Annotated in this window: 21 protein-coding genes and 1 pseudogene; 4 read left to right on the top strand and 18 right to left on the bottom strand. The window is 37.2% G+C overall.

The genetic code is table 11. The features are described 5' to 3' along the window. Positions 1-288: 288 nt before the first annotated feature. Positions 289-813: a hypothetical protein gene (locus tag DDZ16_RS19790; protein ID WP_146192271.1), complete on the top strand. Its 525-nt coding sequence runs from the start codon at positions 289-291 to the stop codon at positions 811-813. A gap of 79 nt (positions 814-892) precedes the next feature. Here the strand turns inward: DDZ16_RS19790 and DDZ16_RS19795 are convergent, their stop codons facing one another. From DDZ16_RS19795 to DDZ16_RS19805, 3 genes are all read right to left on the bottom strand, one after another. Continuing rightward, positions 893-1,390 (bottom strand): ribonuclease H family protein, encoded by a 498-nt coding sequence (locus DDZ16_RS19795; protein WP_158275719.1) that lies wholly within the window; start codon positions 1,388-1,390, stop codon positions 893-895. A gap of 142 nt (positions 1,391-1,532) precedes the next feature. Next, complete coding sequence (locus tag DDZ16_RS19800) at positions 1,533-2,777, bottom strand: DEAD/DEAH box helicase (RefSeq protein ID WP_109266223.1); 1,245 nt, start codon at positions 2,775-2,777, stop codon at positions 1,533-1,535. Positions 2,778-2,986: 209 nt separating this feature from the next. After that, complete coding sequence (locus DDZ16_RS19805; protein ID WP_109266224.1) at positions 2,987-3,184, bottom strand: YwbE family protein; 198 nt, start codon at positions 3,182-3,184, stop codon at positions 2,987-2,989. 670 nt (positions 3,185-3,854) lie between these two features. Here DDZ16_RS19805 and DDZ16_RS19810 point away from each other — a divergent pair. Then, a complete protein-coding gene (locus DDZ16_RS19810; RefSeq protein ID WP_109266225.1) occupies positions 3,855-4,049 on the top strand; it encodes a cold-shock protein in 195 nt (64 codons plus the stop codon). Between the two features lie 164 nt (positions 4,050-4,213). On the opposite strand, the gene DDZ16_RS19815 is transcribed toward DDZ16_RS19810, so the two are convergent. The 4 genes and pseudogenes from DDZ16_RS19815 to DDZ16_RS21080 form a co-directional block, all read right to left on the bottom strand. After that, positions 4,214-4,720: a YkgJ family cysteine cluster protein gene (locus tag DDZ16_RS19815; protein WP_109266226.1), complete on the bottom strand. Its 507-nt coding sequence runs from the start codon at positions 4,718-4,720 to the stop codon at positions 4,214-4,216. Positions 4,721-5,406: 686 nt separating this feature from the next. After that, on the bottom strand, positions 5,407-6,417 hold the full coding sequence (locus tag DDZ16_RS19820; protein WP_109266227.1) for a PDDEXK nuclease domain-containing protein: 1,011 nt from the start codon (positions 6,415-6,417) through the stop codon (positions 5,407-5,409). 193 nt (positions 6,418-6,610) lie between these two features. Continuing rightward, a pseudogene (locus DDZ16_RS19830) lies at positions 6,611-7,507 on the bottom strand (reverse transcriptase domain-containing protein); the annotation flags it as partial. 230 nt (positions 7,508-7,737) lie between these two features. Then, entirely contained in the window at positions 7,738-7,863 is a 126-nt protein-coding gene (locus tag DDZ16_RS21080) for a hypothetical protein (RefSeq protein ID WP_262511951.1), read from the bottom strand. 593 nt (positions 7,864-8,456) lie between these two features. Between DDZ16_RS21080 and DDZ16_RS19835 the strand changes: the two genes are divergently transcribed. Beyond that, complete coding sequence (locus tag DDZ16_RS19835; protein ID WP_109266230.1) at positions 8,457-9,278, top strand: tyrosine-type recombinase/integrase; 822 nt, start codon at positions 8,457-8,459, stop codon at positions 9,276-9,278. Further along, positions 9,275-10,426, top strand: coding sequence for an IS91 family transposase (locus DDZ16_RS19840; RefSeq protein ID WP_109266231.1), 1,152 nt, complete (start codon positions 9,275-9,277; stop codon positions 10,424-10,426). The genes DDZ16_RS19835 and DDZ16_RS19840 overlap by 4 nt, the downstream gene beginning before the upstream one ends. A gap of 632 nt (positions 10,427-11,058) precedes the next feature. On the opposite strand, the gene DDZ16_RS19850 is transcribed toward DDZ16_RS19840, so the two are convergent. The 11 genes from DDZ16_RS19850 to DDZ16_RS19905 all read right to left on the bottom strand — a co-directional run bounded on the left by DDZ16_RS19850 (position 11,059) and on the right by DDZ16_RS19905 (position 21,999). Next, a complete protein-coding gene (locus DDZ16_RS19850; protein ID WP_158275721.1) occupies positions 11,059-11,856 on the bottom strand; it encodes a DUF4249 domain-containing protein in 798 nt (265 codons plus the stop codon). 4 nt (positions 11,857-11,860) lie between these two features. Beyond that, on the bottom strand, positions 11,861-14,188 hold the full coding sequence (locus DDZ16_RS19855) for a TonB-dependent receptor (protein ID WP_109266234.1): 2,328 nt from the start codon (positions 14,186-14,188) through the stop codon (positions 11,861-11,863). 153 nt (positions 14,189-14,341) lie between these two features. Continuing rightward, on the bottom strand, positions 14,342-15,532 hold the full coding sequence (locus DDZ16_RS19860; protein ID WP_109266235.1) for a hypothetical protein: 1,191 nt from the start codon (positions 15,530-15,532) through the stop codon (positions 14,342-14,344). Between the two features lie 2 nt (positions 15,533-15,534). Next, positions 15,535-15,786: a hypothetical protein gene (locus DDZ16_RS19865; RefSeq protein WP_109266236.1), complete on the bottom strand. Its 252-nt coding sequence runs from the start codon at positions 15,784-15,786 to the stop codon at positions 15,535-15,537. Between the two features lie 12 nt (positions 15,787-15,798). Further along, positions 15,799-16,476 carry an ABC transporter ATP-binding protein gene (locus DDZ16_RS19870; protein ID WP_109266237.1) on the bottom strand — a complete coding sequence of 226 codons (678 nt, stop codon included), beginning with the start codon at positions 16,474-16,476 and terminating at the stop codon, positions 15,799-15,801. A gap of 1 nt (position 16,477) precedes the next feature. After that, positions 16,478-17,725 (bottom strand): ABC transporter permease, encoded by a 1,248-nt coding sequence (locus DDZ16_RS19875; protein ID WP_109266238.1) that lies wholly within the window; start codon positions 17,723-17,725, stop codon positions 16,478-16,480. A gap of 9 nt (positions 17,726-17,734) precedes the next feature. After that, positions 17,735-18,820, bottom strand: a complete 1,086-nt coding sequence (locus tag DDZ16_RS19880) for an efflux RND transporter periplasmic adaptor subunit (RefSeq protein WP_109266239.1) — start codon at positions 18,818-18,820, stop codon at positions 17,735-17,737. 6 nt (positions 18,821-18,826) lie between these two features. Beyond that, positions 18,827-20,149 (bottom strand): TolC family protein, encoded by a 1,323-nt coding sequence (locus DDZ16_RS19885; RefSeq protein ID WP_109266240.1) that lies wholly within the window; start codon positions 20,147-20,149, stop codon positions 18,827-18,829. Further along, positions 20,134-20,592 carry a DUF2147 domain-containing protein gene (locus DDZ16_RS19890; protein ID WP_109266241.1) on the bottom strand — a complete coding sequence of 153 codons (459 nt, stop codon included), beginning with the start codon at positions 20,590-20,592 and terminating at the stop codon, positions 20,134-20,136. The genes DDZ16_RS19885 and DDZ16_RS19890 overlap by 16 nt, the downstream gene beginning before the upstream one ends. A 249-nt stretch (positions 20,593-20,841) precedes the next feature. Next, complete coding sequence (locus tag DDZ16_RS19900) at positions 20,842-21,321, bottom strand: hypothetical protein (RefSeq protein ID WP_109266243.1); 480 nt, start codon at positions 21,319-21,321, stop codon at positions 20,842-20,844. Positions 21,322-21,333: 12 nt separating this feature from the next. Then, entirely contained in the window at positions 21,334-21,999 is a 666-nt protein-coding gene (locus DDZ16_RS19905) for a hypothetical protein (RefSeq protein ID WP_109266244.1), read from the bottom strand. Between the last annotated feature and the right edge of the window lie 69 nt (positions 22,000-22,068).

Raw genomic sequence — 22,068 nt, forward strand, 5'->3', positions numbered from 1 at the left:
CTTCAGGCCCGATTCCTGGTATTCTTGGTAGAGTTGCTTAAAAGTTGTCAGTGTCATCCTCATTTTTTGACAACAAAGTAACGGCTGCCGGCCGGAGGATGCAATACGTGGCAGACCGATGGCTTACTTTACATCTACTTACATTTAAGTAATGCACTCATTCAGAACGGCTTTGTAAATGAGGCATCCATTTATATCAACAAGTCGCTGAACTACAACCCTGAGAATTATTATGCGCCCTTGCTGAAAGCATTTATCCTGTACGCCAAAGACGGAAATACCGGCAGGATGAAAAACCTATTGATTAAGGAATGGAAAAAGGATACTACCCGCCTGGATATTTTGCAGGAAGTGGCGAAAGTCTGGTATTTTCAGGAAGAATACGACAGTGCCTTTTATTATTATGAAAAGTTTGTAAATGCCAGGGAAAAATTCGGTCTGGATATTTATCCCCAGGAAGATGTTAAAATTTCTATTGTGTACAGAAAGAAGGGCCTCGAGGCACAGGCCGCAAAATTTTTCAATGACTATACTGAATATTGCAAAAAGGACCAGTCAATTTACAAGAGTGCCAGCATGGCGGTAAAGTATGCCTATGAAGGTGAAAACGGCGAGGCGATTGAGCAACTCAAAATTTTCGCAACACAAGATAATTACCAGTACTGGATCTTGTTATTTATGGAATTAGATCCGCTGATTAAACCATTGAAAAGTCATCCGGAGTTTGATGGGATCATCCAAAAGATCAAAGACCGGTTTTGGGAAAAACATAATATTCTGGAAAAATTATTAGAGAATAAGGGATTACTGTGATCGATCAAAATAGTTCTCTTCCCACTCGTGATGCTTTATAAAAGGCATCATTTTGATTCAATATTTTTATTGGTAGTATTTATCCTTTTTGTAGATCTGACCTGAACTTCAGTTGAACAATCCTTTCCCTCACCAATTTTCTGGATAGCTTGTCAACAAACCGATTGTGGTTGGCTTGCTCTGATCCGTCTCTTTGATGGGCTTTTATTTTTATCCATTCGATATCATGTGCTTCAGTAAGCTTAATAAAGGTTTTCACCAAATCTGCATTTTGTATTTCGGTGCCTCTTCTGGTCAGAAATGCGTTTTGCGCTAACCGCGGGAGTCTGTCAGGCAAGGTGCAGACATACTGGCTGTCACTGTAAATGCGCAGACTGGCCTCAGGCTTATTATTGGCAACAAATCCAATCGCCTTTATCACCGATACCAGTTCCATACGGTTATGGGTGGTATCCTCTTCCACTCCTGTTAGAATTTCTCGTCTATCCGTCAACAGGATAAGTGCGGCCCATGCGCCTATTCCAATTTTTGTGTGGCAACTTCCGTCGGTGTATATTTCTATCCGGTTATTTTTCACAATACTCCGTTAAACTTTTGCAATTCCCTGCAAGCCACTAATTTGTGTTTATAGGTGTTTGTTTATTAAAATACAGTATATCAAGATTGTACGAATCATCTTATATCTAAAAATCTAACGATCTATTGTATTCAAGATCTATCTATTTCCGCGACTTCTTATTTTTTCTCTTCTTTTTATTTTTCAGTTCATCGGCTTCATCAATCAGAGCTTGCCAATTGGTTTCCTCCACTCCAGACATATTCAGGGTCTCCTCAAAGGCCCCTTTCTCTATGTCCATTTTGGTGATCTTCCGGTCCAGGAAACCTTCGATGGCCGTCAACTGCTCTTTTTCCTCATCGCTGCAAAAGGCAATGGCCAGGCCTCGTTTTTGTGCACGACCGGTTCGTCCCACCCGATGCACATAGTTTTCTGTTTCTTCCGGAATGTCATAATTGATTACAATGTCTACATCAGGAATATCAATTCCCCGAGCACTTACATCAGTGGCAATAAGGACTTTGTTCTCGCCTGAAGAAAACTGCTCCATCACATGACTTCGTTGATTTTGATCTTTATCGCTATGAATGGTTTGGCTAAGTAACCGGACGCGCTCCAAGGCTTTCATAACACGCTCTGCCCTGACCTTTGTCCGCACGAAAACCAATATCTTGCTATTCGGATGTTCACGGATGATTCGTTCCAAAAAAAACCTTTTGTCATCCATCTCTATAAAGGCCACAGAATGATCAATGTTTTTTGACACCGGATCGTTAGGAGAAATCTGAATGCGAACAGCTTTATGAACCAACGAATATGCCATATCTTTAACATGCTTATTGATGGTTGCAGAAAAAAACAAGACCTGTCTTCCGTATGGTAGTTTTCGGATGAGCTGGTTCATATCGTGTTTAAAGCCCAGTTCAAGCATATGATCAGCTTCATCGAGGATAAGGGTTTCAACAGCCTTGAGGGACAGATACCCCTGACTTTCCAAGTCAAATAACCGGCCCGGTGTGGCTACAACCACATCTACTCCCTGCTTAAGCCTTTCAATTTGCGGATCCTGATCAATGCCTCCAAATATGCCGGCAATCTTCAATGAGATTCCAGAGGCCAACTCTTCAAACACCCGGCTCACCTGTATGGCCAGCTCATGAGTTGGCACCATCACCACACAACGCACTGATTTATGGTCATGCTTCCTCTGTCGGGTAACCAATCTCTGAATCACAGGCAGGGCAAAAGCCACGGTTTTCCCGGTTCCGGTTTGAGCCACAGCCAGCACATCCTCCCCTCGCATAATGGGAGGAATAGATTTATACTGAATATCTGTCGGTCGTTTAAATCCCAGATTCCTGAGGTTACTTTTTATATCTTCTGAAAAACTATATTTTTCAAATTTCATTCTGATTTAGATTTTTAGATGTGAGATCAATAGATTTGAGATAGATAGGGGCAATATTTAGATGGAGACACCATTTTCCAATTCCACTTTTCTTCTCTTTCTCCATGCTTGTTTTAGACTTTTAGATAGAAGATTATCAGATTTAAGATGAACCCATTGAATGAACCCTTTTCCATTCCACCGTTCTACCTTTCTCCAGGCCCTCTGTCCTATTCTCCATGCATTTCCCTGACCCTTCCAACAATTCCGGACACTAACCTGACTTTTATTCCATGTGGATGGAACGCACTTTTAGTAAGTATCTGCTCAACAACTCCGAAAGTGATTTTTCCCGAGCGCTGATCCTCCTTTTTTACAATCCCTACCTCAACGCCTGGTTTAATATTTACTCTATGCTGTCCGTCCATTATCTTTTTTGCTTTAAAAATCGATGTATCTTATCTTGTTTTGAATATGGCACAAAGGTAGGGTATTTTATTTTCGGTTCTTTAATAAACACAATAGTGCGTTAAAAAAGGCCTAAACGCAAAAAAACAATGACGCAAAGGTTTTATTAATGGAGAATTACAACTCATCACCAACACTCTTCAACAAATTACCAGGCAATAAAAAAACACAACTAAGTATTGATACCCCATCAATACACCCTTAATAATTCCTTTCCAGAATGCCATATGCCAGACAGATCGATTAAAACTGGTAATAAAACAAATTACGATACCACCTCAATATTTAAAACCTAACAATCTGTTTTTCTAACCATTACACTCCACTCAAACCATCAACTATTAGAAACAACCATAGTTTTTTTTCATTATTTCTTTTAAACACACTATTATTAAAATAAAAGTTCTATATTTGTGTCGTCCAAAAGGACACCAGTTTAATTATTATAAGGTAGTATTATTTGTTTGTTCGAGTTTTCTCTTCTTTACAATTTAATTTAATCATTACTTTATTTTTTTAAATGTTTCAAAAATGGCTCAGTCATTTTTGAAAATATATCCTAAACTATTTTGGATGTATTGGTTTCCAGGATAAAGTGAAATATATTATTTTTTTTAAAATTTAGTGAAGATGCAAGAAGGCACAGTAAAGTTTTTTAACGAGACAAAAGGATTTGGTTTTATCACACCATCGGACAACGGAGATGATATCTTTGTTCACAGTTCCGGACTAATTGATAACATTAATGAAAATGATAAAGTTAAGTTCACTACTGAACAAGGACGAAAAGGCTTAAATGCTGTTAACGTTGAAGTTATTGGTTAATCCATAAATCACCCTAAATATTTATTTAGGCTTATTTATGACTACAATAAAATTCTTTAGACTCCGGGGAGCTTTTCCCGGAGTCTTTTTTCTGTTATAATATCCTGATTATTTCCCTCTTAATCTGATTCTGAATGGGAGCAGACAATTTTCAAGTCCTGTTTCTAAAAATACGAGACACCAAAACTCTTTGACACCAACTTATTGAGCTCCTCAAGATCGGATAATAAATCCAAAAAATGCTCTGACCTTGATAATTCATTATTTTCCTGCTGTAACAGCTTCTTCAATTCAAGCACTTTGAAGTAAAATGATGGAGATTCCAATTTAAAAGGTAATGTCTCAAACTTTTCTTCAATAGCGATCCTTTTTTGCTTAACGACATTGATGGTTTCAATAGCCAAAGCAAAATCCAACTCCTTATTTTCGATGGATTTCAACATTCCGCACTTAAAATTGTCACATTGCCTGGGCCGTTGGGGGTATATCTTGCAACCATCACAGCCTAAATTATTGCAGGGTAGTAAAAAGAATCCTGACTTTTCAAATTCTTCTATCTCCATCAAAACTCTCAGTCTGGACAGCTCTTCTTTACCAAGCTCTACAAACCCGATCAGGCTTCCATCACAACAGAAACCGCAAGACAAACAAATATTTAATGATTCACTCATGATTTCTGATATTTTAAAGTGGGTGAATAAAATAATTTTCACATTAACAAGGCGCGAATGTAGCGAAAATTTGGTGGTTTAATCCTATTCCCTCTTATTGTCAGGAAAAGCAATTATATTTTCTTTTTTGCGCTTAAGCCACACTCCTGAAGCTTTAGGATTAATTCTTATCTACAGCAAAAAGAAGTCTGCCTGATCAGTTGGCAATACATACCTGACAGACCGGGACATTTCGGGTGCGGTATACCCTTATTGACCGCCTTTCGAATGGAGGTGGGAGGCGCTCCCGGGTTAGCGTGGAAACTTAATATGCATTTGGCATGTCCGACGACCCCGGTCGGGCACAGTTCCCTAAACATGGCGGTTACAAAGTTACTATTCCCGCAATGACCAATGTAAAAACCAACGACGTTGGGTTTCTTTTCGAGGCTTAAGTACACGGCTTTTGCACTCCCCGTGTACGCTTCGTGCCGTTATTTCTAATGACTACGCAACCACTCGGTTCCGGGTGCTGGTTAGGCTTTCCCGGGTAGGATTCATCACCTACAGGTTTCTGTTGAAAAGTTTCAAAGATCGTTGCTAATCCCCTTTTCACGGATTTAGCCTGGCGCAAGGTAATGCGAAACCCTCAATATGCTGTGGATGCCACGGCTGGCGTATAATAGCTTTGTTGGGCACCGTGGTTACTATTCTTTTAATTTTTTCCTTTCTAATCTTTCTCGTGCTTCAATCAATGCGTTATGTAATTTGGCTTCAAGAATCTCTTTAGGAGGTAATTCTGTCCAATATTCTGCTACCATAATTCCATCTTTCTGCATTTCCAACAACTCAATCTGCTCTTTACTTGCTTCTGCACATAATATTAATCCAATTGGAGTTTCTTCTCCTTCTTGTTTTTCATATTTATTAAGCCACTTTAAATACAACTCCATTTGCCCTTTGTATTTAGCTTTGAATTTGTCAATCTTCAATTCAATAGCCACAAGTCTTTTCAATTTACGATGATAAAAAAGCAAATCTAAGTTGTAATCATCTCCATCAATAATCATCCGTTTTTGTCTCTCAACAAATGTGAATCCATTACCAAGTTCCAGAATAAATAATTCAAGTTCTTTGAGGATTGCAGATTCCAAATCATACTCTAAATATCCATCCTTTAATTCTAAAAAGTCTAACAAGTAAGGGTCTTTAAATATTCCTTTTCTAATTTTCTTACTGTCATAAAGTTGGATGTCTGCTTTTTCGGTACGTTCAAATGCTTTTTTCTCAATTTGTTTTCGAAGCTCTCGAACTCCAAAAGAGTTTTCAAAAGCCAATCTTCCGTAAAAATCTCTTGCAGACTCATTTTTCAATGGAATCAACGCTATGAAATGTGACCATGTCAAATGTCGTGACAGTGTAACGACATTTTCAATTTCAGGAAACTGTTTTGCAAATTGAATCATCCGCCGAAGATTTTTCTCTTCATAATTCCGACCAAACCGTTTTACTAATTCTCGTGATACTGTAACGACAATTTGTTTTCCATATTCAGCTCTTTCATTGTGCAGATTCTGGCTCAGAATTCGTTTTCCAATATGCCAAAACAGTACTGTAAGTGAACTATTCGCCTGGGATACAACTTGATATTTTGTGTTTTCGACAAGAGCAACAAGTTCTGCTAATAAATCCTTATATTCTTTTTTTTCTATTGGCATCTTCAATTCTTATTTTCAAATTAATCCTTAAATATAAAGATTATTTATCACTGCAACTTGCCTGTTGTTCCCTTTCCATGCCGCACAATCGAGATAGGATAGCAGATTACTCTGCCTACCCCCTCGCAGATCCGGACGTACAGTTTTCCCGTATCCGGTTCCTCTGTATTTACTTTCGCTATCAGTTGCTAATTTAAACATTTGCATGAACAATCTTAGGTTTTGGTAATGGCAGATATTTCAATAACTCACCATATCCTTTCCATGTGTAGCTTTTGCGTTGGCTACGCCGGTTTAACCATTTGAACCAAGAGATTTTCGCATCACCATACATTCTTTGTAAAGCCAGGTAATTCCCTCTTATTCCATAATATTGGTATAATCCGCGTAGTTTTGAAGTCAATAGTTTACACTGGTCTTTCAGCTTCATGTGTCTGTTATCTATGCAGCAATCTCGTAGTTTCCGCAATGCTTTCTGCATTTTCTTTTTGCAGGTACGCCTTTTGACAACATTGTAGCCTTTTTGACTCTTTGTCCAATAATGTGTAAATCCGAGAAAATCGAAGGTTTGGCTTTTGCCTCTTTTGGCTGGCATAAACCTAATTAGTCGGCTTTTTTCAGGATGAATAGTTAGTCCATATTTCTGCATTCGCTTGGGAAGCGTCCGGCTTACTCTGCGGGCATCCTCTTCTTTTTCGAAACCAATAATGAAATCATCGGCGTATCTTATTATGAAGATTTCTCCCTTGAGTATTGGGCGTACCACCTTGTCAATCCATTCATCTAACACGTAATGCAAGTAGATATTACATAATAGCGGTGAGATGATATTGCCTTGCGGTGTTCCTGCGCTGTTGCGATGCATACTCTTTCCATCTATTATCCCGGCTTTCAGCCATAGGTTTATTAGCCTAAGAAGGCTTCTGTCTTTGATGCGCTTGCTTAGAAGGTTGCGAAGGGTTTTGTGGTCGAAATTATCGAAGCATCCTTGTATGTCTGCATCCAGTATCCACTTTATTCGTCCTCTTCCGCGCATGCAGTGGCTTCTCAGCGATGACAATGCTTGGTGCGCATTGCGTTTGGGTCTGAACCCATACGAAAAATCATAACGGTACTATGAAGCTGCTATGACTTCTGCTTCGCCTTCTCTTTGGCTATGGTTGTCCCTTGCCGCAGATACCCTTGCATGCATGTCCCTTTTCTTCGCGCTATTACAAGTGGAACATGAGACTTATAATGCCTGGTGGTTGGGGAGAGGAGCACCTTCCTCTTTTCATGGGGAGCTAACAGATCTCCTGAGTTCCGAAGATTGACCTTTATTCACATGCATTGCTCTTTGACCACGGTGGTAGAACATACCTGACCGCCTTTTGAGTAAGTTCTTGCTGCCTTCCGGATGAACGTATTCCGTCGGCTTAACCACGATTTAATATAGCTTTTGCTCATTCGTGGTTTGTTTTTCAAGGTAATCGCGATTTCTCTTCGTTAAATTCGAGGCTCTGTCACACTGCCTGCACACTCGCTTACCAGATACTTTTACTCACATTTGTGGTTAATTTTTATCGCGTTCGTGAACTCCCTTTGGTCGTTTCTGCTATCCTCACGGAGTCACCCATCTGGTTCACTACTACCCTGCCGGCGGCTTTGGGTAGACAGGAATTGCACCTGTTGTCAATCATCATCTAATTTCAAAGACCTTGGTCTTGTTCCGAAGATTTCGGCTTGCGATACCGTTTCACATTCTTGTTTAGGTTGCTGCGGTTTCTCTTAGAGTACTCGTCCCGGCTATGCGTAGTGCGGGTTTCAAAACTCCGAACTATTAACTATCAAGTTACTACTCCGCTTATTAAATGAACTTATGCTCAAATATATCACTTTTCCCCGCATTACGCATGACACTTTGTTGAACTAAACCCTCCTTTCGTCGGGAGAAATAAAAATAGCTAAAAATGTTTACTTTACGGAATTTATCTAAAAGTAAATAACATGAAAAACAAAAAGAAGAAGCCTTAGAACAGGCAGCTCCATTACTGGAGAAGATGCGGCAACGCATGGTGTTGGAAAACCTCTCGCCGCGCACCATCGTATCCTACCTTCACGGCCCGCGCCAACTCATTCGCTACTACAACACACCGCCTCATGAGATTACTTCGGATCAGATTTTATCCTATCTGGTGTATCTTAAGGAAGAGAAACAGCAAAAGCGCAACACCATGCGTATCGCGGTAAACGGTATCCGGTATCTCTACAAACATTTTCTCAGCCGTCCGGAGATCTGCGAGCAGATTCCTTATCCCAAAGCAGAGCGGTATATCCCGGAAGTTTTCACTGGTGGTGAACTTAAACGCTTGTTTCTGGGCATAAAAAATCAAAAGCATTGTACACTTCTAAAATTGATCTACTCGGCCGGATTGCGTCGGGGGGAAGCCTGTAATATTCTTCTAAGTGACATTGATACCAAGAACATGCAAGTACGCGTACGTGGCGGCAAGGGGCGGCGTGACCGCTATGTGATGTTGTCGCGACACATGTTGGTAGAATTGAGTGCCTACATTCAGGAATGCCGGCCACAACATTATTTATTCAATGGTCGCAAAAAAGGAACGCCCATTACAGCTTCCTGCATTCGTTGGGCCTTATGCCAGGCTCTTAAACGGGAAGGATTGCAGCGAGGGCTCAATGTGCATTCCCTGCGTCATTCGTTTGCCTCTCATCTGTTGAGTATGGGCGTGAATCTCATGGTGATCCGTGATTTGCTGGGGCACCAAAGCATCCTGACGACCATGATCTATCTGCACATCAATTACCGCATGAAGAGTGATGTGGTAAATCCTTTGGACAAGATGTTCCCGGTTTTATGAAAAAACAGGGTATTGCAGAGGTAATTTCCCAGTTTCGGGGACGTATGGATGAAACAGGGTTTACCTCCCGCCAGAAAACGGTAATGACCCATCTTAGTCAGTGTCACACGCCGGTGCTGGGCGGTCGTTTAAAAGCCTGTGATCATTGTGGACATGCCCATCTGATGTGGTACAGTTGCCGCAACAGTCACTGCCCCCAATGTACCCACAGCAAGCGAGAGCGATGGATTCTCAGCCGCAAGGAAGATCTTTTACCCGTGGGCTATTTTCATATGGTTTTTACTCTGCCACATGATTTAAATCCATTGTGCCTTCAGCATCCGGGGGAGATATATAATCTTTTGTTTCAGTCGGTATGGAAAACCATGCAGGCTTTTGGGCAGAAGTCTCTTGGTGCTCAAACAGGGATGGTTGCCGTGTTGCATACCTGGGGGCAAAACATCAGTCTGCATCCCCATATTCATTGTCTGGTACCGGCCGGCGGATTAACCCCGCAAGGGAAGTGGCGCAGGGCCAAAGCCAAAGGCAAGTATCTCTACCCGGTAAAAGCGCTGAGTAAGATGTTCAGGGGTAAGTTTACCGATGGCCTGCAAAAGTTGCATGAAAGAGGCACCATTAAACTGGATGAACCCATTGACTTGTCTCAAAAACACCTTCATCCGCTTTACCGCCGCAAATGGGTGGTTTATGCCAAAAAGCCTGTCAGAGGATCAGAACATGTGGTGGAATATCTGGGCCGGTATGTCAACCGGGTAGCCATAGCCAACAGCCGCATTAAAAAAGTGGACGAAAAGGAAGTGGTTTTCTCCTGGAAAGATTACCGCACCGGTAAGCAACACGTGACACCACTCAATGGTAAGACCTTTCTAAGACGGTGGCTCATGCACGTATTGCCTGCCGGATTTGTGAAAGTAAGGCATTATGGCATCCTCTCATGCCACAACAAAAAGAGAGCCTTACATGTCGCGCGGCAATACTTTAAGCAGCCTTCGCCGGAAAGTTCCCCAAAAGAACCCTGGTATGTCATCTTTGAGCAGAGGTATGGCCATTCACCGTTTCTGTGTCCGGAATGCAAGGAGGGGCTGATGGGGGTTGTAGAGGTGTACCCTCCCATACGCGATGGCCCACAAAAGCGAAAGGCGGCCTAAAATATGGGCCAACTATTTTTATTTCAAATGACAGCGACCTGTCCGGGTCGGTGATTAGGAGTGGTATGCTCTAAAGTGGAAAATAACTCGAAAAACCAAGATAAAATGACCGGAAAAACCAAATATAGTAAGGGAAATTCGTCGGCCCAGACTCCCCAATTATTAAAATTTCGGCAACAACTACCTCACAAATCCAACCCCAATGCATTGAAATTCCTATATGCCATGGAAAGCGCCCCAGATCCCTAAAACGATGCCGGCCGGGTAACGTTCAACAACCGGCAAAATTAATCCCGCCACTTTATAAGAGGCGGGATATTTTATCTCGTGGGGATTAATTCAGCCCTGAATGTTGTATGCTGGCGTTCATTGTTTATGTCTATTTATCAGTCAATTAATTTTCTCTTTTATACTTGTTTCAAACCGCATTAGGCTAACTACGAAGCACAAATTTATTTCGTTTTTTTACGGGTTGGCAATCCTAAAACCGCCCACAAAGGCGGTTGCTTGGGCTGGAAAGGCGAAAGCTCTTTTGCCAGCCTTTGGATTGAGCGTTGGACCGTGTGGGCTTGCAAATGTGCTTACGACTGTGAGCAAGATAAGACAAGTCATTTTGATAAAGTAAAAGCTTTTTATTCAATTATTTTCTTCTTAACCTCCGAAGTATGAGCATTAAAATAGCCTAATTCCGAACCTAAAATATTTGTGTATGGATTTGCTGGTGTCGCTGAACTTCCTTGAGTATTACCGAAACTATTGAAATATTCATAAACAAATTCATCAATACATTGCATCTCAATTTCTAATACATCACGTGGTAAAAGTTCCCTAGAAAAGTTTAATAATGGGACAGTAACATATTCACCATTATTTAACCTGTCATCAAAGACATAGGAGTTTGTGATTTCATTATTTACAATCTCCACAAAACGGTAAAAGTTTACCGCATCAGCCGGGTCTTGGTACTGTACCCTCACTTCATAATATAAATCATTTTCTTGTGCGCCCGGAAAACCAGGTACAGATGCTTTATTTACAATTAGAGAATCAAAACTAACATGGTTGGGAATGTTACTGACAGATTCAAGCGTTTTATCATCTACCTGAACATTTAAGGAGTAGGTTCTGCCTTCCACGCCACCAAACGAGGTAGTTGAATAAATACCTTCGGAGGATTCTAAAAGGATTTCACTATTTCCGAGATTATCTGAAATCTCAACAAACGCATTCCGTACTTTTGGAAAATCGTTACTTTCATCAAAATTTACTGATTCAGTAATCTTAATAACAGACTCACCTGTGGTAGATACACTACCCTCTATGACAATCTGAGGGTCTGATGAATTAAGGTCAATGTCAATCTCTTCGGTACAAGATGATAATATCATCAATGCCAGAAAATATGTTGCTATATGTTGAATTATCTTCATTGCTTTAAAATTTGAAATTATATGTAATTGAAGGTATATATGTAAAAAGATATGTTTTAACTGCCACAGTTCTGGTTGGGTCGTTTTTGTCTTCTTCGAAATCAATAGAATAAGCATTCTTGCGACCATAAGCATTATAAATTGAAAAGTTTAGAGAACTTTCAAATTTATCGGTCTTTTTAATATTCCAAGTAGCACCTAAATCCAATCTATGATATGCAGGCATCCTATATCCATTTCTTTCGGTATAATAAAATTGAACTTTCCCATCAATTCCATATTTACCACTTGGAAAAGTAACTGCATTACCTGTATTATATACCCATGTAGCTGATAAACTCCATTTATCATTTAAGTCATAAATTCCAACAACAGAAATATCATGTGTTGCATCTTGTTTAGCCGGATACCAATTGTTTTCGTTTATGCCATCAATGTTTTTTTCGGTTCGAGATAATGTATAAGATAACCATCCAGATAATCTACCTGTCTTCTTACGTAACATTAATTCTAAACCGTAAGCCCTGCCATCTCCAAACAATAATTCACCTTCAAGGAATTCATTTGCTTGCAGCTCTGCACCATTTTTTAGGTCAATTTGGTTTTGCATCCATTTATAGTATATTTCACTTGAAAATTGATATTTATTATCATTAAAATTTCGGAAATACCCCAAAGATATTTGGTCGCCAATTTCTGGCTTCACATTGTTACTTGACGATATCCAAATATCAGTTGGTGTTGATGAGTTGGAATTTTGAAGTAGATGTAGATTTTGTGTATTTCTGGTAAAGGAAAATTTAAATGAATTTGCCTGATTTAATACGTAAGCCATATTTAATCGAGGTTCTATATTATAATAGCTTTGGACTATCTCACCCGATTTAAAAGTGGATGTATCCGATACAATTCCGTCAGTATAATTATAGAAATCACCTGGGCCTAAAAGATAAAATGCATTTAATCGTACACCGTAGGATATATTCCACTTATCTGAAGGTTTCCAGTCATGTCCAAAATATGCGCCTGTTTCAAACGTGTACTTCTCTTGTAATTCGATGGGTTTAAATTCTGAGTCTTCAGAAAACTCAACCTGACCAGGTGTAATAGTATTATACCTTCCATACAAACCAAATGCAAGTGAGCTTTTATCGCTTATAAAGTATTGAAAATCTTGCTTTAGATTAATATTGCCAATAACTGAAGTCAGACTAAAATCATCATCTCCTTCATTCATTATTGAAACTTTATAGTCGTAATCAGAATAAATAAGTGACGTATTACTAAATAGCTTACTATTCCAGATATGATTCCACCTTAATGTTCCTGTGGTGTTACCCCAATCTAAACCAAACATATCCTGAATATTGAAATAATCCCTACCCATGTATCCTGATAGAAAAATTCGGTTGTTTTGATTGATTTTATAGTTTGCCTTAGCATTAAAATCATAAAAGTATAGTCGGTTATTGTTCAAGGATTCATCAGAAGAAAGTTTCAGAAACATGTCGGCATATGTTCTTCTTCCAGTAATTAAAAAAGAGCCTTTATCCTTAACAATTGGGCCTTCTATATTAGCTTTTGCAGATATTAAACCTACGCTACCACCAAAATGATATTTTTGATTATTGCCTTCGTTCATTTTTACATCCATAACTGATGAAATACGACCACCGTATGGGCTAGGTGCAGTTCCTTTATATAGTGTAAGGTCTTTAATGGCATCACTGTTGAAAGTAGAAAAGAATCCCATTAAATGATTTGAATTGTACACTGTAGCTTCATCCAATAAAACCAGGTTCTGAGAATTATTACCCCCGCGCACAAACATGCCTCCACTACCTTCTGCTGATGTTTTAACTCCCGGAGTTAACGTGAGCGTCTTAATCACATCTTGCTCACCAAATAAAACAGGAATCTTTTTTATTTCCTGTGGTTTTAAATTCTCCATTCCTATTTCTTCAGAAGTAATATTATCATTTTTCTTTTTTGCCGTTATTACAACCTCTTCCAAGGATTTTGAATCTTGTGATAATTTGTAGTCTAGTCGTTTGTCTTCATTTAAATTAATTTTGTTTTCAATCGACTCATAACCTATATAACTAAAAATTACAGTGTATTCACCTTTGGGTAAGGTAAGAGAGTAATAACCATAAGCATTGGTTATTGTACCCGTAGCTGAAAGTTCCTTAACTGAGATTGTAGCCCCAATCATTGTTTCGCCCGTTTCGGCATCTGAAATTATCCCACTAATCGTATATTTCTCCTGTGAATAAGTTTTCACCAGAAATAAACATAGTACAATTGGTATCAACAATACTTTTCTTTTCATTATTTGTAGATTTCTTTACTTAATAATTTTAGTTCAAAACTAATCGGTGATTGCCTGTCTTTAAATTGAAAATACAGTTAGATGAACAAAACAGGGGGTGAATTGAACAAGTTACTTATTGAATAATTAGCATAACTTTAACTTTTTAAGAAGTTAAAAGACAATAGAAAAAACGGCTGATATTTTTAATCCGGTAAAACTTTTATATCCGCCTATATTTTCATCGAAGTCTTTTGAGTGAACATAGTCGCAATTCAATCCAAGCTGAACGTTTTCTCCAGTGCGGTAAACAAAACCTGATGATAATTCTACAAAAGGAGCTTTACTACTAAATTCCAGCTCATCTTTATTAATACCATCATTCATGTTGCCTGATGCTTCAATTAATTTTGTTTTAGCAGAAACAGAACCAATACCAACTCCAAGGAATGGACGGAATCGCTGCTTCATAAAAAAGTAATCCATACCTATACTTAAAGGAATAAAGGTTAATCCAGCGCCTTCAATATCGATATCACCTCCATTGAGAACGGTGAAAAAATCGGGTTGGTCAGGTTCCAGCTTCTTAATTTGTATACCAACATTAGCATTTACAGATATAGATTCTGAAAAGTATCTAGCGAAAGACAAATTCCAGGAACCCATATTTTTAGGGAAATCTAAAATAGTTTTGTCATTTGATTTTGCAGAATTATTAAAACCCCATTGACCATAACTTAGTGATATTTGCCAGTTGTTTTCTTCTATAGGCTTGTTGAAAGTTTTTGCGTCTTCAGAAATTCTATGAATATCGATTTCCCACAATCTATTTTGAAGAAATAGTTGATGAGCAGAATCCAATGCAACAGAATTTATTTCAGTAACATAAAAATGTTTTACGTTATTGTATTGTTTAACCCTTTCCGTAAAGTATGTATATGTATCAGGGTTATTTGTGATATAGACCGTTGCACCAAAGTAATAATCCAGTTCATTTTTTGTTTTTATTGTTTTCTCAATATTTTGATTAACTCCAAGCAAATAAATTTTATCCCTTGATACTGAATAATCATTCTTTATCTTTAAGATAATCTCTTTCTGATATTCTGGATTAGAAGTTAAATTTTGAGTAGTATCAAACAGCAGAATAATTAATTGTTTATCCGTTGAATATTTGATGAATAAACTATCCGAGATATGACCTTTATAACATACGATTAATGGGTATTTTTTTTCTTCTTGATTATAATTTTCAGGAGTTATAACTGAAAAATCGAGATAGTCTTTCTTTGTTTGCGCATTGAGCAAACATGTATAGCCAGAGATTAAGATTGCAATAAGTAAACGCACTTCAAATTTTTTCATTTTTATTGTGATTTGTTAGGTTTTAGAGATTGTATAAATTTCACCCACTCTTCCGAAACATCAGTTTTGAAAATACTGGATGGTACCAGTGTATTTGTTAAGTCCCAAATTCTTTTCAATTCTTCAAAATATTGTTTAGCGGAGCCATTGGAAGTCAAATATTTATTTAATTCGGTTTGCTCTTTAACTGATAAAGAATCAGTAATTTTTTTTGTAATTAATATTTTACATCTATTGCTTACTTGTTCTTTCATTTTGTTTGATAATTAAATAATTAATCCATCTGCCATTTCAATAGTTCGGTCTGTATTATTTGCAAAATCTTTGTCGTGGGTAACACAAATAATGGTTTGTCCATTTTCTTTTGCCAATCCTCTAAAAATATCAAGCACAGCTTCGGTATTTTTCGAATCAAGATTACCTGTTGGTTCATCGGTCATAATAATTGAGGGATTGTTAATTAGAGCCCGGGCAATAGCCACTCTTTGTTGCTGACCTCCCGATAACTTATTCGCACTTTTTAGTGCCTGGCCTTCAATGTCCAGCAAACGCAGACTTTCATACGCTTTATGCTCAATCTCTTTTGTTGAATACTTGCCCAACTTTAATGCAGGCAACATAACATTTTGCAAACAAGAAAATTCGGGTAGCAAATAATGAAACTGAAACACAAAACCAATATGTTCATTTCTAAATGCAGCCAATTGATTTTGTGTCTTTCCGGTTAGTAAATCACCATTAATCTGAAGTGTACCTTCATAATCGGTATCCATTGTTGAAAGCACATACAACAAAGTAGACTTACCTGAACCAGATTTACCAACTATGGATAGAAACTCTCCTTTTTTAACTTCGAACGAAACACCTTTCAATACCTGGAACGTTTCAGGTTCATGAAAATATTTTACCAGGTTTCTTATTTTTAATGAAGTCTTGTTTTCCATCTTATCCACGAATTATTGTTACTGGGTCGACCTTTGCTGCTTTTCTTGATGGTAAATAACCTGCTATTAGAGTAGTTAAAACGCCAAAAACTACTGCAAGAACAAAATCCTGAACCCGGAAGTAAATGGGTAAGGTTTCCAGACTAGCCACGTTGAAGGGAATTTGATTAATCAGCAATGAAATTAAGTAACCAAGAATAACACCTAAGAAGCCACCTAATAGACCAATTGCTCCGGCTTGGGAAAGAAATATGGATTTAATATCCTTACCTGAAAATCCTGTTGCTTTTAGGATTGCTATTTCTTTAATCTTCTCATTAATGGTCATATTCATGATATTATAAATGCCAAAACCAGCCACTAATAAAATGGTAAATGAAACAGCAATAGCGATAACATTACGGAGAGATGCACCTGCAACCAATTGTTCATTGGCTTCCTGCCATGACTCAATTTGAAAAGGGATTAGTAAGCCGAGTTTTTTAACAACGGGTACTGTATTATCCCGGTCTTTAATATTTATTAAAATATCACTGGCATAATCAGAGTTTTCACCTATTAATTGACGCGCTGCTGTGATATTTAAATAGGCTTTTGTTTTATCTATATCTTTTAGGGAACTTTCAAAAATTCCAACAATAATGTAGTTCCTGGATACGCCATCAGACGTTAGCACATTTATGCTACTATTTACTTGTAAGCCGAGGTCTTCAGCTAACAATTTTCCAATAATAATACCTGATTTATGAGTTTGTAAATTATTCCAATTGCCTTGGGTAACTATTTCTGAACTTTTGAATAGCTTGTCCTCCTGTTCTAATTCAATACCAGAAACTCTTCCATTTATCTTTTTTGACCCGCTCCTAAAAAATACGCTAAAGTTTATTTGGCGGGCAACAGCAACAACTTCTTCCTGCTTTTCTACTAATGAAACAATGCCATAAGAATTCTTAATACCACTTGTGTATTGAATGCTTTTTCTGTTATGAATATTAAATACAGTTTGAGAATTATCGTATTCACTTTCAATTGGATTGTAAGAATGATTATTATCTTGATTATAAATGCGGATATGAGATAAAGCACTAAAAGCAAGGTCGTCTTGTGTTTTGTTAACACCATTCATAAAACTGTTCATGAATATGTACATAGAGACACCAAAAGTAACTCCCATAATGGCTACAAAAGTTTGCCAAAACTTTGAAGTAAGGTGAACACTAGCTATTTGAATATTTACTGATTTAGCCATGATTTCTAATTAATTAGGGAGCAATAAAGTTGATATTTCATCTATACCCGAAAGAATTTCAACCCATTCTGAAGTTCTAATGCCTACCGTTACTTTAACTTTCTGCTTATTTTTAGATAGAATAAAATCTCCCGGTAATAGAAATTCGGTTGGAATCACCAGAGCATTAGCCTTATCCTTTATTTTTATATTCGCCTGAAGTTGTGTTCCTGAAATTAATTTGGGTACAAGCTCTGTAAATTTAGCTTCGGCAATAAACGATTGTTCCTGTGAATCGAAAAAAGGGTAAACCTTAGAAAGTATCGCTTTATAGCTTTTGTTTTTATCCGTATTTAGTTCGATGAAAACCTCCTGGCCAACTTTAATTTTATTTATGTCTTCTTCAACAATTAACAGCTTTGCAATAAATTCACCGGAACCAACCTCTGCGACTTGTTCTCCTCTTTTTATCAGCTCACCCTCAGTTTTATTAATCTGAAGAATAATCCCATTAACCTTGCTTGCTATTTCATAAAATGACGATGTATTTTGTTGAGATGCTAAATTGGCTTTGCTCTTTATAACTTCTAATTGAAGTATATTTTTCCTGTCAGTTATCTGATTTTCAACAGATATAAGGTCTTGTCTACTGTTTTCATAGGTTAATTTTGCTTTTTCATAATCAAGTTTGCTTACAGCTGCTGTTTTAATCAGTTTTTGATGTCTAATAAAATTGATTGAATCTGTTTCGAGTTTATTCTTTATTTGAAGTTTTTGTGCAATTAGTTGCTCTAAAACGGGAGAGCTATCTTTTGCATTCGATTTGGAGTATTCGTAGTTTGCTTGAGCATTATCCAGTTGCTCTGCTTGCGATTCATTTTCAATTAAGAAAAGTGACTGACCTGCTTTGACTGAATCTCCTTCGTTGAAAAGTAATTTGTCAAGATAACCTTCGGTTTGAGAGGTTACTATATAATGATTTTTAGTAATTACATTACCACTTGCAAAAACTGCTTCAACAATATTTTTCCTTTCAGGTGTGGTTGAATTGTTTTGTTTACAACCAGAAAAAATAAATATTAATGTAATACCAAGTATTAAAAGTATTTTGCTCATTTTTCATTAATTATTGCGTGATAGAATTGTTGCTTTGTTTATCATGTAATCTGACAGCCGGGTGAAATATTGACTTTCCACAGCCAGGTAATCATCGTATACCGACAAGTAGTTATCCAGACTAATAAGACCTTCAGAATATCTGCTGTAAGCAAGTTGAACGTTCTCACCAGATATTTTTAAGTTTTCATTTGCTGTTTCGGCTAACTTTTTATATGACAGGTAGTTATTTAATAATATGCTATCTGTAATTGAGGATTTCCTAATTTCTTCCTCATAATTTAATCGAGCGATATTTTGTGAAATCTTTGCCGAACTGCATTGGTTTTTATTTCCAAAACCTGAAAATATAGGTATAGATAGGTTCAAACCGATATAACTATTAGGTTGCCAATCGTTTGAATTGAACGATAAATTGAAATCTTGCTGATACTGTGTGCCTCCCCAATAATATATAAAGTCCAACTTGGGTGTAAATCTGGTTAAGGCTTGTTTCCTTTCAAGGTCGGCTATTTCTATTTGAGCTTCATATAATCTTATACTTGCTTCATTTTGAGGAACAAACTCAATTGAATTATTCATGTTTAATTCAATTTGTTCTTTAAGAACAAGCGTTTCGGAAGTTGATAAACCAAGTAATATTTTAAGGTTCAGTTGATTTTCAACCAGGTATTGTTTGTTTTGTTCCAACTTGTCAAAAGCATTATTCCGGTTAATTTTAGCCTGATTAAAAGATAGACCATCAATTAATCCCTCTTGAAATCTATCGTAAGCAATTTGAAGTATAGAATCTGCCAGAGTTAAATCTTCTTGGGCATTATTAACCGCAGATTGAGCTGTTATAGTAGTATAATAAATTTGTGCCACTTGTTCTCTTAAAGTCTGCTCGTACAAAGCTTTTTCAGTTTGCTTAAGCTGTGTGTTTGATTTTGCTATTTTAGATTGGAATATTGATTGCCAGTCAAGTAAGGTTTTACTGACAGTGATTCCGCCATTGTAGCTATATTCCTGACCAAATCTTACATAAACAGTTTCTCCGGGTTTTCCAACAATTTCTCCAGGGATAGGCGTTTCAGCAATATCCAGATTATATTGACTGTTAAATCCTGCATTAATCTTCGGATACAATGAGCTATTGGCAATTCTTTGGTCTTTAACTGCCTTTTCAACTTGCAATTGATAAACTGAATTATCCGGATTGTTTTCTTTGGCGTATACCCAAATTTCATCAATTGAATGAAAAACTTGCTGAGCATTTAATACAAATGAGTTCATCAGTATTACAGCAACAACCGATGACTTTAACAACTGTGTCATTCTTTTATCCATGTTTTTGTTCTAGTGAACATTCCTTTTGATACAACTAAGTTTAGCTGCTTATCCGAATGCAATTCAACTTCACAATCTGCATATATTCCTTTTTGAGGAGTGTAGATTGTCCCATTTATCCACTTACCATCCGAAAATGATAATCCTGTTATTATATCCATACCCAGAATACTTTGATTCCGCTTATCAGGATTTGGATTGTTTTTATCTTTTGGATTAAGTCCAGGATTGTTTTCCAATTGCGCTATCCAAATTATTTTACCAGAATAGGTATCACCTACCTTGTAAATTTCAATTTTGTTGGTTTTATCGTCATTTAGCCAAATTCCAATAATGTTATCAGGAGCTTCCTGAGCTTGAGCAATGAATTGACAAGCAAATAGAAAAATTGCTATTGTAACTTTTGTGATATGTTTCATTCTATTTTCTTTTTTCTCTCTCATTTAGGCAGTTTTTTTGATGATTCAATATTTTTAATTTCTTTTCAAATTCAAGATTTTGAATCCACTCAATTTTTTTCTTAAGTGTAAATTGTTCTGTTACAATAAAAGGGCAGTCTTTACACCTGGAACAAAATGGACAGTCGATGGCAAGACCAGATAATTTTAGATTGTTCATGCTGGTTATAGATAACTTCTGCTAGGTTCATACCTTTAATTATTCATAATATTCCATTAGCTATGGATGTGATTTTAGTATGTCTTTTTACCTTCTTGGTATCTCAACCATTTTTTGTTTTGCTTCTCTGTTAGGATTTCTGTCATAGCTGCGTTAAGCAATTTCTCCTCATTCTGAACCTGCATTCTGATAGGAGGAATAATTTTTTGAATTTCTGCTTTTACTCCATTCATCTGATTCCTGTCTCTATTTCGCATGGCAATCTGTACGTTTCTATCGAAATCAGCTTCTAATTTTTGAAAGGTTGCTGCATGTAGTATCGACAATTCGTATATTTTACTGTTATAATGATTTAAACTTTCAGATACCTTAGACTTTATGGAATCATCAATGATCTTTAATTTTTTTATCACTTTTTCAATATCGTATTCAAAAATTCCAGCAGCTTTCTCAGCATTAAAATCGGGTGGCGACATGTTCCCTGGCATTTGTGCATATATATTTGACATAAAAATGCCCAGGCTTAATATGATAGTCGAGAGTGTTATTTTCATGATAAAAGATTTTTACAGAATTACTGGCCCTTGCCATGAATCTTGATTATTCTCTGCCCGAATATTTAGGGTAGGGTTAGGCAAATCAAAGGTTATGCTATCATTGATTTCTCTTTCTTCGATTTGCCACGTTTCCGGAATAACTGGTATGTCAGTTATTCTGTTTGCGTCTCTGGAAATCAATACATATTCTTCACCTTGTGGAGATATAAGAATAGAAAGCGTTCTGCCTTCGTTGAACGTGACTTGATGATATTTGGCAATGTACCTACCACTGAGTAACCCGTCTTCATTTTCCGGTAGTTCAGCGTTGCTATCAACAATTTGTGCATTAAATAGCCATTGAAAACCAAAGTGCTCAGCTGATGTAAATTCTCTATCTTCTCCCGCATCAGGCGAGCGCAAAAATTTGGCATAATCCGGCATTCCTTCTCTTGGTTCGTTTTTTTGCCAACCACTAGTGATTTGAATGGAATCAAATTCTTCCTGAGTTAAAATTTCATTATTTGCCCAAACAAGTATAGAATCCATAGAGATTATCTGTACCAGTTCAAAACCTATTCTTTTGGTTTCTGTTACAGTTTCTTCTTCAGGAATTTCGGTATATTCAACTTCCTCACAACTGATTATTACAGTAGATATTACCGATATTGATAACAAAAAAAGTAAATGCTTCATAATGTTCATATTTTGAATTTTTACAACTCAAATATGAACACATACCAATTGATCTGGAATCAATAAGTT

The organism is Marinilabilia rubra (assembly GCF_003121985.1).
GTDB classification, from domain to species: Bacteria; Bacteroidota; Bacteroidia; order Bacteroidales; family Marinilabiliaceae; genus Marinilabilia; species Marinilabilia rubra.